The 13,307-nt window shown below is 46.3% G+C and carries 13 protein-coding genes; 4 read left to right on the forward strand and 9 right to left on the reverse strand.

Features of this window, described 5'->3' with window-relative positions; all coding sequences use genetic code 11:
* Window positions 1-6: 6 nt before the first annotated feature.
* Complete coding sequence (hxpB, locus tag R7O03_RS16615) at window positions 7-732, forward strand: hexitol phosphatase HxpB (RefSeq protein ID WP_318131884.1); 726 nt, start codon at window positions 7-9, stop codon at window positions 730-732.
* Window positions 725-1,231 (forward strand): hypothetical protein, encoded by a 507-nt coding sequence (locus tag R7O03_RS16620; RefSeq protein WP_020480907.1) that lies wholly within the window; start codon window positions 725-727, stop codon window positions 1,229-1,231. Before hxpB ends, R7O03_RS16620 begins: the two co-directional genes overlap by 8 nt.
* 133 nt (window positions 1,232-1,364) lie before the next feature.
* Here the strand turns inward: R7O03_RS16620 and R7O03_RS16625 are convergent, their stop codons facing one another.
* From R7O03_RS16625 to R7O03_RS16635, 3 genes are read right to left on the reverse strand one after another with little or no spacing between them, the layout of a single operon-like run.
* A complete protein-coding gene (locus tag R7O03_RS16625) occupies window positions 1,365-1,493 on the reverse strand; it encodes a DUF2474 domain-containing protein (RefSeq protein ID WP_005373267.1) in 129 nt (42 codons plus the stop codon).
* Window positions 1,494-1,513: 20 nt separating this feature from the next.
* Window positions 1,514-2,521 carry a cytochrome d ubiquinol oxidase subunit II gene (gene cydB / locus R7O03_RS16630; RefSeq protein ID WP_213967146.1) on the reverse strand — a complete coding sequence of 336 codons (1,008 nt, stop codon included), beginning with the start codon at window positions 2,519-2,521 and terminating at the stop codon, window positions 1,514-1,516.
* Window positions 2,522-2,549: 28 nt separating this feature from the next.
* Complete coding sequence (locus R7O03_RS16635) at window positions 2,550-3,914, reverse strand: cytochrome ubiquinol oxidase subunit I (protein ID WP_213869869.1); 1,365 nt, start codon at window positions 3,912-3,914, stop codon at window positions 2,550-2,552.
* 136 nt (window positions 3,915-4,050) lie between these two features.
* Here R7O03_RS16635 and R7O03_RS16640 point away from each other — a divergent pair, with 136 nt between their 5' ends.
* Window positions 4,051-5,484 carry a PLP-dependent aminotransferase family protein gene (locus R7O03_RS16640; RefSeq protein ID WP_005373261.1) on the forward strand — a complete coding sequence of 478 codons (1,434 nt, stop codon included), beginning with the start codon at window positions 4,051-4,053 and terminating at the stop codon, window positions 5,482-5,484.
* Window positions 5,485-5,493: 9 nt separating this feature from the next.
* On the opposite strand, the gene R7O03_RS16645 is transcribed toward R7O03_RS16640, so the two are convergent.
* Window positions 5,494-6,042, reverse strand: a complete 549-nt coding sequence (locus tag R7O03_RS16645; protein WP_151515667.1) for a sugar O-acetyltransferase — start codon at window positions 6,040-6,042, stop codon at window positions 5,494-5,496.
* A 334-nt stretch (window positions 6,043-6,376) separates the two neighbouring features.
* Here R7O03_RS16645 and R7O03_RS16650 point away from each other — a divergent pair, with 334 nt between their 5' ends.
* Complete coding sequence (locus R7O03_RS16650) at window positions 6,377-7,243, forward strand: mechanosensitive ion channel family protein (RefSeq protein WP_213967144.1); 867 nt, start codon at window positions 6,377-6,379, stop codon at window positions 7,241-7,243.
* Window positions 7,244-7,341: 98 nt separating this feature from the next.
* Here R7O03_RS16650 and R7O03_RS16655 read toward each other — a convergent pair whose 3' ends face one another.
* The 5 genes from R7O03_RS16655 to R7O03_RS16675 form a co-directional block, all read right to left on the reverse strand.
* Window positions 7,342-7,662, reverse strand: a complete 321-nt coding sequence (locus tag R7O03_RS16655) for a DUF1840 domain-containing protein (protein ID WP_005373256.1) — start codon at window positions 7,660-7,662, stop codon at window positions 7,342-7,344.
* Between the two features lie 175 nt (window positions 7,663-7,837).
* A complete protein-coding gene (locus R7O03_RS16660; RefSeq protein WP_213967143.1) occupies window positions 7,838-8,740 on the reverse strand; it encodes a hydroxymethylglutaryl-CoA lyase in 903 nt (300 codons plus the stop codon).
* Window positions 8,721-10,769 (reverse strand): acetyl/propionyl/methylcrotonyl-CoA carboxylase subunit alpha, encoded by a 2,049-nt coding sequence (locus tag R7O03_RS16665; RefSeq protein WP_318131885.1) that lies wholly within the window; start codon window positions 10,767-10,769, stop codon window positions 8,721-8,723. Before R7O03_RS16665 ends, R7O03_RS16660 begins: the two co-directional genes overlap by 20 nt.
* Window positions 10,762-11,544 (reverse strand): enoyl-CoA hydratase-related protein, encoded by a 783-nt coding sequence (locus tag R7O03_RS16670; protein WP_182015886.1) that lies wholly within the window; start codon window positions 11,542-11,544, stop codon window positions 10,762-10,764. Before R7O03_RS16670 ends, R7O03_RS16665 begins: the two co-directional genes overlap by 8 nt.
* A gap of 105 nt (window positions 11,545-11,649) precedes the next feature.
* Window positions 11,650-13,257, reverse strand: coding sequence for a carboxyl transferase domain-containing protein (locus R7O03_RS16675; protein WP_017820338.1), 1,608 nt, complete (start codon window positions 13,255-13,257; stop codon window positions 11,650-11,652).
* Between the last annotated feature and the right edge of the window lie 50 nt (window positions 13,258-13,307).

Here is a 13,307-nt window from a genome sequence, read left to right on the forward strand (position 1 = left end):
GTACCAATGATATACGCTGCGGTCTTTGATATGGACGGGTTGCTGATTGATTCAGAACCTTTGTGGAAGGAAGCGGAAAAGCTGGTGTTTTCATCAGTTGGTGTCCAAGTGACCGAAGTGCTGTCAAAGCAGACTGCAACTATGACGACAGGTGAAGTAACAAGGTTTTGGTATGAACGTAATCCTTGGCAAGAAAAGAGCCTAGAGGAAGTAGAGAATGCTGTTGTGGATAAAGTGGAGGCATTAATAATTGAAAAAGGATGCGAATTAGAGGGTGTTACAGAAACACTCAAATTGCTTAAGGAAAAAGGACTTAAGATAGGGTTGTCTACTAATTCACCTTATCAACTCATTCCCATCATTTTGAACAAACTCGGTATTGCCAGTTACTTTGACGCGATATCATCGTCAGACGATGTAGAGCAGGGTAAGCCAGAGCCAGATGTCTACCTTTCAACAATCAATAAACTAGGTGTAGATTCAAGTAACTGTATTGCCTTTGAAGACTCTTATTCGGGCATGCTTGCGGCAACACGAGCAAACATAAAAACAGTCGTGATACCTCAACCTGATAAGTTCTACCAAGAGTTTAATGAAGCCAGTCTAAAGCTGCAAAAGCTATCAGAGTTTAATGAAAGCCATTTGGCGAGTTTAATGGACTTGAATTTGAAAGAAACAATTGCACCAACACCGCATGAAAGTTTTTTAGAAGAAGGACTTGATTGTGAATAGTCGGTCGCTGAAAAAATACCTACTGCCAATGTTCTTATTGGTTTTACCTATAGAATCATTCGCAAAAGATACGACTATGTTGGACGAGCTCAATAATCGATTTGTTACATTTGAAAGGCGATTTGATGATTGTATCAACTCTGCTTCTCAAAATGATATGAGTGAAAACATTGTCGGTCAGATTCAAGCGCTTAATATTGATTTTGAAATTTCGGTTGGCTATTTATACAAACAATCACTTTATTTATGCTCTGATGATGAATTCAGTGATTTAGCAAGAATTATCATGATAATTGAAACCTCCGATAATGATGGATTGCAATTATCAAAGGCAAAAGCTAGTCAAATTAGAAAGCTACTTTTTAGCAAAGTGGATTTACGTTTAGAGTCGAAGTTTCAAAGTTTACCGCAAGATAAAAAGGAAGCATTACTGAGCATTGCGAAAAAGCTTGAACCTTTTGATCTCGTAAGCATGCATGAACGACTTCAGGCAATGTAGACTTATGAAAGAATGTTTTGAGTAGATTCTTAACGCTTGGCTTTTTCATTAAGATTGAGTATTAGGTTCAACGCCTCTAGCTCTTACACAAGATCTAGAGGCATCCATTTTTTATTGACTTAAAAGTGCCGAGCTACGATTTTAACCCGGCAGCGGTCATCATGACGCGAAATAACATAGACACTAACCCTAATGCAGCGACGCTAACGACCCAAATTCCAACCATCCAAGCCCATTGGCGGCACCAATTTTTGATTTTCATACTCACTCCTTATCAACTCGTTAATGGTACGCTTCGCCTTCTTTTACTTTTCCGGAGAAGACGTAGTAACTCCAAAAGGTGTAAGCCAGAATGATCGGGATGATGATCACTGCTCCAACGAGCATAAAGCGCTGACTGCTTGCAGGAGCCGCTGCTTCCCATATTGATATGCTAGGAGGAATGATATTTGGCCAGATACTGATGCCAAGCCCAGCGAACCCGAGAATCACGATCACTAACGCCATCACGAAAGGGCTGCGCTCTTTACGCTTTTTAACGGAGTCGGCAATCTTCAAACATACCAGCCCAGTAATGACAGGTACGGGCAGTAAGTAGAACAAATTAGGCAGAGAAAACCATCTTTCCGCAATGGCAGGGTAAGCAAGTGGAGTCCAAGCGCTCACAATGACTAATGCGGAGATCATCGCCAGTAGTGTTTTGTTAGTGAAGCGGTGCATCGTGTTTTGCAGTTCACCTTCCGTCTTCATGATGAGCCATGTGCTACCAAGCAGCGCGTACGTTGCGACTAAACCCAAACCACAAAAGATGGGAAAAGGGCTGAGCCAGTCGAGTTGGCTACCTACGAAGACGCGGTTTTCCACCGCAAAGCCTTGAATTACCGCGCCAACAACGATGCCTTGGAAAAACGTGGTTAAAATCGAGCCGATCATAAAAGAGCGGTCCCAGAACTTTAAGTGGTTTTCCAATGCCTTAAAGCGAAACTCAAACGCTACGCCACGAAAGATCAAAGCAATCAACATCAACGTCAAAGGGATGGTTAGCGCTTCAATAATCACCGCGTAAGCCATCGGAAAAGCGCCAAATAGAGATGCGCCTCCAAGCACAATCCAAGTTTCGTTACCGTCCCAAACTGGCGCGACACTGTTGACCATGACGTCTTTTTGTTTTTCATCCTTGATGAAGGGCATCAGTATTCCAATACCCAAATCGAAGCCATCCATGATGATGTACATCAAAGTGGCAAAAACGATGATCGCGAACCAAATCACGGATAAATCAAAATGCATATTCTCTACCTTAACTTTGTGACAAATTCTAGATGCGGCCTGAAACGGTCGTCATGTCGTGCTCATCGTGTTCGATTGCATCGGGGCCTTTCTTGATTTGGTGGATCATGTAGTAATACCCAAAACCAAACACCAAGCTGTACACAACAAGGAAACACAGCAGGCTGATGCTCATTTGTAGGTCTCCGTGTGCAGAAACCGCGTCACGCGTTTTTTGTACGCCATACACGACCCAAGGTTGCCGACCAACCTCTGTCGTAAACCAGCCAGCGAGTATTGCGATAAGACCAGATGGCCCCATAAATAATGAAAATTTGAGGAACCAACGCGAGGTATAAAGCGTGTTCTTTTTTCGTAACCACATGCTGTAGAAGCTTTGAAAAATCATCAGAAGTCCTAGCCCGACCATGATTCGAAATGACCAAAAGACGATAGGTGAGTTCGGTCGTTCCTCTTTCGGGAAGTCTTTCAGCGCCGGGATTGGCTCAGTTAAACTGTGGCGTAGGATCAAACTTCCTAGAACAGGAACTTCTAAGGCATAGTCTGTGCGTTCTTGTTCCATGTTTGGCATGCCGAACAAAATCAATGGGGTTGGTTTGCCATCGCTGTTATCCCAATGTCCTTCGATGGCGGCGATTTTGGCGGGCTGGTATTCTAAGGTGTTTAGCCCGTGCACATCGCCAATCACGGCTTGGAGTGGCGCAAGGAACACTAAGATCCCGAGCGACATCGAAAACATGGTTTTTACAGCAGTCGTTTGATTGCCTCTCAATAAATGCCAAGCGGCTGACGCGCCTACAAAGAGTGCCGAACTGACGAAAGCCGCGACGCTCATGTGCGCCAAACGATAAGGAAATGAAGGATTGAAAACGATAGCAAACCAGTCGGTTGGCACCACGCGTCCGTCGACAATTTCATAGCCTTGTGGCGTTTGCATCCAACTGTTGGAGGCGAGAATCCAGAAGGTCGAAATGATCGTGCCTAACGCCACCATTGAGGTTGCAAAAAAGTGCAGCTTTTCGCCGACGCGACGCCAACCAAACAGCATCACGCCAAGAAATCCAGCTTCGAGAAAGAAAGCCGTTAACACTTCATAAGTCAGTAATGGGCCTGTGATAGAACCAGCGAAGTCGGAGAAACCACTCCAGTTGGTGCCGAATTGATAGGCCATGACAAGACCAGATACAACACCCATTCCAAAGTTAACCGCAAAAATTTTCGACCAGAAGTGATAGAGCTTTTGGTAATCGGGATTACGTGTTTTTAGCCATAAGCCTTCCAGCACGGCGAGATAGGTGGCCAAACCTATGGTGATAGCGGGGAAAATAATATGAAAGGATACCGTAAAGGCGAACTGTATCCGTGCAAGCATAAATGCGTCGAGGCCAAACATTAAACTTCCTTTGATCTTTTAAGTTTTATGAGAGAGCTATTTTAAAAGGAGCGGAATGAGGGAAGTAGGTACAGACAGTGACTATAAACCTATAACAGATTAAATATTGAAGTGTTATTATTTTGAATTCGGCTTTATGGAAGGGGATTTGCGTTTGGCGAAGTATCAAGAGTTAGTGGAACAGCTTAAAAGGCAGATAAAATCGGGGATATGGCATCCGGGTGACAAGCTGCCTTCGCTGCGTCGCCAATCTGAACACTCGGGTTTGAGCTTGATGACGGTGTTGCACGCGTATCAAATTCTGGAATCTCAAGGCTGGGTCACGTCACAGCCGCGATCTGGTTATCGAGTCGCGCCCAATATTAAGAGCTCAAATGAACCCCAAGCGCCAGCCGCGGTTTCGTGGACTGAGCAGGTAGACATCAATGAGTTTATCTTTGATGTTCTGCAGGCGAGTAAAAATCCATCCATGATCAATTTTGGCTTTGCCTATCCAGACCCAAGTTTGTACCCACGATATCACGTGAATCGGGCGATGAGCGCAGCCGCTCGCAATATGCCGATTTCCACCACCTTTGATAACTTACCGCCGGGAAACGAGCAATTACGCACCATCATCGCGAAGCGTTATGCTGCGAAAGGCATTGAAATTTCACCCGATGAAATTGTCATTACGGCAGGCGCGCTGGAGGCGTTAACGCTCAGTTTGCAAGCCTGCACAAGACCGGGAGATTGGGTGGTTGTGGAGTCGCCTGCATTTTATGGTGCATTGCAATCCTTAGAGCGGTTAGGTTTGAAAGCGCTCTCAGTAAGAACAGACCCAGTCACGGGCATTGACCTAGACTCATTGGAACGAGCGCTGCAAACACACGATGTGAAAGCGTGCTGGCTGATGTCGAACTTCCAGAATCCTCTGGGTTTTACGCTTTCTAACGAGAAAAAACAAAAGCTGATTGAACTGACACAGCGATATAACGTGCCAGTGATTGAAGATGATGTGTACAGCGAACTGCATGCCGAGAATGACTCGGTTTACCCACTAAGAATGTTTGATGACACGGGCAATACCATGTTGTGCTCCTCGTTTTCAAAGTCGTTAATCGCAGGGCTACGTATTGGTTGGGTTGCGGCGGGAAAGCGGGCGCTAGAGGTACAAAAGTTACAGTTAATGAGTACATTAGCGACGAGTGCACCAGTGCAAATGACATTGGTGCACTATTTAACAAGCCGCAATTATGAATCGCATTTGAAGCAGTTACGGAAAAAGCTGTTTGAACGTAAAAGTAAGATGACGGTTCTGCTTAGTGAGCTGTTACCTGAAGCAGTCAAAGTGTTAAGCCAAAGCGGTGGGTACTTTATTTGGTTAGAGCTCCCCAAGCATATTGATGCCTTGCCGATATATCGAGAAGCACTAAAAGGTAATATCAGCATCGCACCGGGAAAGATGTTCAGCCTGACAGAACAATACGATCACTGTATTCGTCTTAACGCTTCTTTTGAGCTCAATGACAAATATGTTCATGCTCTCAATCTGCTCGCTAATATTATTCGCGATCATTTGGCGAAATAGCGACTTTCTTCAGTTTTTTGGTTTAATGGAGCGCGCCGGATTTCCAACAACTCGATCGCCCGGCGCAACGTCTTTGGTTACGACAGAGCCAGCGCCGACGACAGCCTCATCACCAATGGTCACGCCTGGCAGTATGATAGCGCCCCCACCAATCCAAACGTTATTGCCGATTTTTACCGGTTTGGCGATCTCATCTCCAGCTAAGCGTCTTTGCGTATCGAGTGAATGAGCGGCTGTGTAAATTTGCACTCTAGGCCCAATCATGACGTTCGCGCCAACCTCAACCTGTCCATTGTCCAGAATAATGGCATCCCAGTTGATGTAGGTGTTTTCTCCGATGGACAAGTGACAACCGTAGGTAAGTTGAAGCGGTGGCTCTATACAGGCGCTGTTTTCTAATTGGACGCCCATTTCTGCCAATAGTTGTCTACGTATATCTGGGTTTGGCTCGTGGTTAAATTGGAAGACAAGCTGCGCGGTTTTGGCGCGCATTAGCTTTAGTTCTTCATCCAGACAATTATAGGTTTCTCCAGAGCGCATCCGAGTCAGTTCTGACATAACAATCATTCCATCAATGTTATTTGCAATAAGGTGCATAATAAGTGAGAGTGATTCGAAGTGAAAATTTGATGCTTAAAAATCAGAAAGTTATCACTGATTTGTCTTGCGTATCCAGTTGGTTGATTGGCTCGTTTAGTTCATAAAGACGTACTCCCTAAATGGCTTAATCGGTTGAAGCCAAAGTGGGAAACCACTCGAAGCGTTTTACGTAGATTACAATATAGTTAATAAGAAGAACTTAATTGAGCCGCTTGCGCTATCGATTGGGATAAAAATATAAGACTTATGCGCTCTGGCTTGCTGGCAACGATGAATCAAGAGTGAGCACTTTATGTTCGAACGGGTCATTTCATTTTTAGAAACAACACTGTTTACCTTTAACGAACAACCTATCACGTTGTGGGCGATATTGATGGTGCCGACATGGGTGATTGTCGCTTTATGGTTATCGAAAATTTTGATCAAAACCGTTACGTCAAGAATGTCTTCATCGGGGAAAGACCCAAACGTGATTCATTTGGTTAAACGGATATTATTTGTCATCGCTCTCGCCATTATTTTTATGACCACACTTTCGATGATCAATGTGCCAATTACCGCGTTTGCCTTTCTGTCTGGTGCCATCGCTATCGGCTTCGGTTTTGGTGCGCAAAACATCATTAACAACTTCATAAGTGGCTGGATTTTGATTGGTGAAAAGCCAATCCGAATTGGGGACTTTTTAGAGGTTGAGGGCGCCAAAGGCACTGTCGAGCAAATAAATACACGTTCAACGCGAATCAGGCGAACCGATGGTGTTCATATGCTCATACCCAACAGTCAGTTGATTGAGAACGTGGTGATCAACTGGACGTTATGCGACAGATTAGTTCGTGGCTCGGTCGTCGTCGGTGTCGCGTATGGGAGCGATGTCAAACAGGTTGCAGCCTTAATGGCGGAAGTGACTTCGCAGCAAGCGCAAGTTCTGAGTTCGCCAGCGCCAGATGTGTTTTTTCAAGACTTTGGTGACAATGCTTTGATCTTCGAATCTTATTTTTGGATTAACTCAACGGTTGAGGGCGGGATTCGATCGGTCGCAAGTGCCATACGTTTTGAAATCTATGAAGCTTTCGAAAAGCACGGTATTGAAATCGCGTTTCCACAACAAGATGTGCACATTGATGGGGAAATCAAGTTGTCTAGGGAGAGAAACGGATAGGGCGATAAGCGGTGTTGGTGCCCTTATCTTGGCTTCGAGTAGTGATTGCGAGGCGGTCACAACACGGATTAACCTCGCTAGAAACCAGTTTGAAGGCGTTATTGGTTGTCCCACATGACTTCGCATTCTTCTTTGATTGCTGATTTTAGCAACTCAATCAGTGGAAACGCTCTGCGTCCTAGGCTTACCGCGGGCTCTGCTTGTTCTTCCTCTTCGTCTACATCAGTAGGGAGGTTTTCTTCAGCTGCATTTTTCGCCGATAGAGCAGAAGTTAATCTTGATAGCGCGTCAGGAACATCTTGAGCGGAAATTGATCCCGGCACAGTGCCGCTGTGACCCATCATTTTGAGCATATCTAATGCAATATCACCAAACATTGTGACGTTTGAGTGGCTTCGACAACGAAATGTTATGAGCATTTACCTGATCCTGTTTTATATGTTCGCTTTGAAACTAAATTGTAGCTGAAATCAGGCACTAATTAATGTGATGAAGACCGTTGAGCGTTAAGGTTTTTATGAGTAACAATAAAAAACGGGCACGTACGTCTGCATGCCCGTTTAAATACATTATTTGATTATGATGGTTGATGATTTACAAGCTATACGGATCGCCTAGAGCCAATGCGACCCTAGAAGCTGGAGGTTTTCCTAACGCACGGCAAATTTGCCAACCCGCTTCATTGATGACGCTAAGGTCAACGCCCGTTTCAATCCCAAGTTGCTCACACAGATAAAGTACATCTTCCGTTGCAACATTGCCACTGGCACCTTTCGCGTAAGGGCAGCCGCCCAAACCAGCAACCGCGCTATCAATGGTGTTGATGCCCATTAACAAGGCTTGGTAAATATTGGCTAAAGCTTGTCCATAGGTGTCATGAAAATGTACCGCGAGCGCGTCTTTTGGCAGTAGCGTTAACAACGAATCCAGCATGGCGATAACGCGATTAGGCGTTGCTTTACCGACAGTATCACCGAGCGAAATCTCATAACATCCCATATCAAACAACGTATTGGCGACCTTGGTAGTTTGCTCTGGCTTGATTACACCCTCATATGGACACACCATGGTACAAGACAAGTACCCGCGTACAGGAATGTTATGCTGGTTCGCCAATTCGATAACGGGTTTAAATCGAGCGAGACTTTCGGTAATGCTGCAGTTGATGTTCTTCTGGCTGAACGTTTCTGAAGCGGAGCCAAATACCGCAATTTGCTTTACACCGCTTTCCAGCGCACGTTCTACCCCTGCGAGATTTGGTGTGAGCGCGCTATAAACCACGTCAGGCTTTTTTGAAATACCAGCAAACACCTGATCGGAATCGGCCATTTGAGGCACCCACCTTGGAGAGACGAAAGATCCCGCCTCAATATGCTTTAAGCCACTGCTGCTTAGTTGGTTAATCAAACGGATTTTATCAACCAGCGTCACTGACGTTTCATTTTGCAGACCATCACGAGCGCCGACTTCGACGATATTAACCTTCGCTGGTAGCATATTCGCGCTCCTTATCTTCACTGACGTTATCCGATATCAAAGACAAATTCAGCAGGATGGAACCGTGCTGTACTTGGTCCCCGTGCTGATAAAACAATTCGTCGACTTTTGCTGCTACCGGAGCCGTGATGGTGTATTCCATTTTCATTGCTTCGAGTACCAAAAGCGGATCGCCCGCCGCCACTTCGTCACCTTTAGCCACCATAACTGCTGAAATTATGCCGTTGAGTGGTGCGGTTGGACTGAGTTCATCGTCTACATCTTTTGCAGAGTGAAAGTCAGGTTGATGAGCGAACGTGCGCTGCTGACCAAGATAAAACAGTGTTGTCTTTTGTTCGTTGCTAAGTGCATTAAGGGTGTAACGCACATTATCAATATCGACGATAAATTGGTTGTCACTTTCAAGCAGGATGACCTGATGCAGATCCTCGCCGCATCGGACAGTGAAGTGAGATCCTGTATCTTGCGATGATTGTTGCAAACGTACTTGATGGTTGGCATTGGCATCCGTGAAGTTAAATCGGTAAACGTTGTCAACCGACAGTCTAAAACCTCGTTTGGTTGGCGCGGGTAACGTTAAGCTGTCTGATTTTGAAATCAGATCATTCCAGCGAGCAACCGCCGCCAATGTAAGCCAGATTGAATCCGACACGTCTTGCTGCTCATTTATGCCTTGTTGATGTGTGACGAGGAAACCTGTATCAAGCTCAACCTCTGCAAAGGCTGGCTGCGAAATAATGCTGTGCAGATAACCAATGTTTGTCGTTACGCCACGTACGTGATATTGAGTTAACGCCTGCTTAAGCTGCTTTAGAGCGATATCACGAGTTTGCCCCCAGACGATCAGCTTGCTGATCATTGGATCGTAATATTCGCTGATGCTATCGCCTTGGGTAACACCGCTATCAACTCGTACGTACGCTAGGCGCACATTACTATCTGATACGGGTTCTTTTAAGTAGTCAATGCGGCCAGTCGACGGCATAAAGTCATTGTCTGTATCTTCTGCGTAAATTCGCAGCTCAATTGAATGACCGTTGTGGGTGATTTCAGATTGCGAAATAGGTAAATGCTCGCCAGCTGCGACTTTGAATTGCCACTCCACCAAATCAACGCCGGTGATCAATTCAGTGACAGGGTGTTCAACTTGCAGACGGGTATTCATCTCCATGAAGTAGAATTGACCTCGGCTATCGAGTAAAAACTCTACCGTGCCCGCGCCAACATAGTCGATCGCTTGAGCGGCCTGAACCGCAGCTTCACCCATTTGTTTACGCAGTTCATCACTAAGACCGGGAGCTGGTGCTTCTTCGACTACTTTTTGGTGACGACGTTGAATGGAGCAATCGCGATCAGAAAGATAGACACAGTTGCCATGTTGGTCTGCAAATACCTGAACTTCAACGTGGCGAGGCTGCAATATACATTTTTCGATTAGAAGCTGCTTATCGCCAAAGCTTGAAAGTGCTTCACGCTGCGCACCGTCGATGGCCAGAGGCATTTCGGCTGCGCTATTGACCACTCGCATGCCTTTACCGCCGCCACCTTGTGTTGCTTTAAGCATCACTGGGTAACCGATTTTTTCCGCTTCCGCTAATAAGTGCTCTACGCTGTTGTCTGTGCCGTGATAGCCGGGAACCAAGGGCACGTTCGCCTCAGACATGATGGCTTTGGCTTGCGACTTCGAACCCATTGCTTCAATTGCGCTGGTGGAAGGGCCAATAAAAACAATGCCATTTTCGCTGCACGCTTTCGCCAGTTTCGGGTTCTCGGAAAGAAAACCATACCCAGGGTGGATAGCATCGGCTTGCCATTTTTTCGCAGCGCCGATAATCGCATCGATATCGAGATACGATTCACTCGCCGGAGCGGGGCCAATGAATTCAGCGAAATCCGCTTGTTTAACATGTAAGCTGCTGCGATCCGCTTCGGAATAGACGGCAACCGTCTCTATAGCCATGCTTTTTGCGGTTTTAATGATTCGGCAGGCAATTTCACCGCGGTTTGCGATCAGTATTCTTTTAAACATGATTCCTCCAATTGGCGGCGCGCTTTTCAAAAAATGCACTCAGTCCTTCTTGTCCTTCTGCGGACACGCGGGCGGTTGCAATAGCTTGGCTGGTGTATTCAATTAATGAATGCTCGATAGGTTGATTGTCACAACGTAAGCAGAGCGTTTTTGCTGCCTGCATGGCTTGTGGACCGTTGTTAAGCAGGTGATCAATGGTGCGATTGACGGCTTCACGTGGTTGAGCGTCTATCTGATGAAGAATACTCATCGATAGTGCGGTTTCGGCATCAATCAGTTCCGCGGTTAAAAAGTAGCGTCGGCTTTGTCGTTGTCCAATCGCTCGGATTACGTAAGGTCCGATGGTGGCGGGTAACAAACCGAGCTTCACTTCACTCAAACAGAAGCGGCTTTCAGGTGTACCAATAGCGATATCGCAGCAGCAGATAAGCCCAAGTGCGCCGCCAAATGCAGCGCCATGCACCATAGCAATGGTTGGTTTGCTAAAGGTATCCAGCGTATGCAAAAGTTTTGCTAGTTGCTGTGCATCTTGCAGGTTTTCACTTTCGGTTTTGGCGGCCATTGACTGCATCCAGCCAAGATCCGCACCCGCAGAAAAGTGTTTACCTTGCGCCGTTAGTACCAATGCACGTAGAGAGTCGTCTCTATCAAGTTTTTCCAAGATTTCGATAAGTGAAGCAATTAATTCATCATTAAACGCGTTGTGTTTCTCTGGTCGATTGAGGCTCAACCAGGCAACGCCATTGCTGTCTTTTTCGAGCAGTAGTCCGGTCATGTGACTTCCTTTGTCTGACATTTCAGTCTGTATTCCAATGCTCGCTAACCGTTACTTGTATAAACATCGGTATTCGCGAGGAGTTAAGGTTTGCCTTGCATCCGACTACATACGGAAGATGCCAAATTTGCTGTCTGGTATCGACGCATTAAGCGCAGCAGACAGACCAATGCCGACAACATCACGGGTTTTCGCAGGGTCAATAATGCCGTCGTCCCACAAACGAGCACTGGCGTAGTATGCATGGCTTTGAGTCTGATATTGCTCCGCAATTGGACGTTTGAACGCTTCTTCTTCCTCTACGCTCCAGCTTTCACCTTTGCGAGTTTTGATATCGCGGGTCACTTGCGCCATCACGCCAGCCGCTTGCTCTCCACCCATGACGGAGATGCGTGCGTTTGGCCACATCCACATCATGGTTGGATCATAAGCGCGGCCACACATGCCGTAGTTCCCTGCGCCATACGATCCACCAATCACTACGGTAAACTTCGGCACGTCTGCACACGCAACAGCAGTTACCATTTTCGCACCATGTTTGGCGATGCCTTCGGCTTCGTACTTCTGACCGACCATAAAGCCCGTTATATTCTGCAAGAAAAGCAGAGGAATTTTGCGTTGTGCGCACAGCTCAATAAAATGCGCGCCTTTTTGTGCTGATTCCGAAAATAGAATGCCGTTGTTAGCGACAATGCCAATCGGCATACCGTGAATATGGGCAAAGCCACAGACCAAGGTTTCGCCGAACAAGGCTTTAAATTCATCGAACTGGGAATCATCAACAATTCGGGCAATGACCTCTTTAACATCAAACGGCTTTTTAAGATCAGTACCGACGATACCGTACAGCTCTTGGGCAGGAAAACGTGGATCCTGTGGCGTTTTTTGCTTGAGTTGAACGGGTTTTAAGTGGTTGATTTGAGATACGGCTTGTCTTGCCAGTTCTAATGCGTGGTGATCGTTTTCTGCATAATAATCGGCCACGCCAGAAGTGCGACAGTGAACGTCTGCGCCACCAAGATCTTCCGCGCTGACTTCTTCACCAGTCGCTGCTTTTACAAGAGGTGGACCTGCCAAGAAAATCGTGCCTTGTTCTTTGACTATGATGGATACGTCACACATGGCAGGAACATAAGCGCCGCCAGCGGTACATAGCCCCATGACCACCGCAATTTGTGGAATGCCTTTGGCCGACATACGGGCTTGGTTGTAGAAAATACGGCCAAAATGGTCTTTATCTGGGAATACCTCATCTTGGCGGGGTAGGTTAGCGCCGCCAGAGTCGACTAAGTAAACACACGGCAGTTGGCATTTTTCTGCAATTTCTTGTGCTCTTAAGTGCTTTTTCACGGTGAGTGGGTAGTAACTGCCGCCTTTTACCGTCACGTCGTTCGCGACGATCATGCACTCAGTGCCGTCAATCACACCCACACCTGCAACCACTCCAGCACATGGAACGTAATCTGGATACACATCCCAGCCAGCAAATTGACCAATTTCTAGAAAGGACGAACCAGGGTCGAGTAGGGCAAGAATGCGCTCACGTACCGGAAGTTTGCCTTTCTTCTGCTGATGCTCGCGGGCTTTCTCACCGCCACCATCTTCTATTTGGGCAGTCACGGTATAAAGTTGATCTACAAGTGACGCCATAGAGCGGTAGTTTTCCTGATACTGCTCTGAATGGGTATTAATATTGGTCGTCAAACAAGCCATAAATAGCCGATCTCCATTCGGTAGACGGGTGACACCACCCGCCTTTATCT

The sequence above is a fragment of the Vibrio sp. Vb2960 genome, assembly GCF_033337665.1.
In the GTDB taxonomy this organism is placed as follows: domain Bacteria; phylum Pseudomonadota; class Gammaproteobacteria; order Enterobacterales; family Vibrionaceae; genus Vibrio; species Vibrio alginolyticus.